We start from the raw sequence: 601 nt of genomic DNA, 5'->3' as shown, positions 1-601 counted from the left end.
CCGATGGTGGGTGCGAGCAGAAGAAGGTGGCTTTCACCGTAGACCTGGCGGTGAGCCAGCTTACCGCCGGTGCTCCCGGCAGCGACGCCATGGCGCCTTACGCCGCGGTTATTGAGAACCTCTCGCCCTTTGAGGCTCATAACGCCCTGTTCGAGCTCTACGTCTGGCCGGAGGGTGACCCCGCCCCCACCAGGGTGGATTCCCGGCAGGTTAACCTCCCCAGGGCTAGTGTCGCTGCGGGCACCCCGGGAGCGGTTACTTTGACCGGCTTTTTTGCCGCGCCCGTAGACAGGAGCTTCCGGCTGGTAGCCTCCATCAATGCCCCGTATGCAACAGGGGGAAGCGTCCTGGGCGCCAATCCGGGAAAATGGGCGAAACAGCCCTATAGCCCCGTATATAAAGGCAGCGTGCCCCCGGGGATAGGGGCCTTCATGGAGCCCTACTACGATAACAACGTCAAGGCCACCAATTTATTGAGCGGGGCCGAACCCCCTGACAGCGGCGGCGGTGGAAGCGGCGGGGGAAATCCTCCGGGCGGCGGTAACACCGGCGGGGGCGATGATGGCGGCGAAGAACCCGGCGGTCCTTCCGGCGACCTGAT

General features: G+C 64.6%; 1 pseudogene. It reads left to right on the top strand.

Annotated features, from left to right (window positions below):
• A pseudogene (locus tag MOMUL_RS15260) lies at nt 1-601 on the top strand (hypothetical protein); the annotation flags it as partial.

Source organism: Moorella mulderi DSM 14980 (assembly GCF_001594015.1).
Lineage (GTDB): Bacteria > Bacillota > DSM-521 > Neomoorellales > Neomoorellaceae > Neomoorella > Neomoorella mulderi.
The sequence above is the reverse complement of the archived record's forward strand: the minus strand, read 5'-3'. Positions and strand labels throughout refer to the sequence as shown.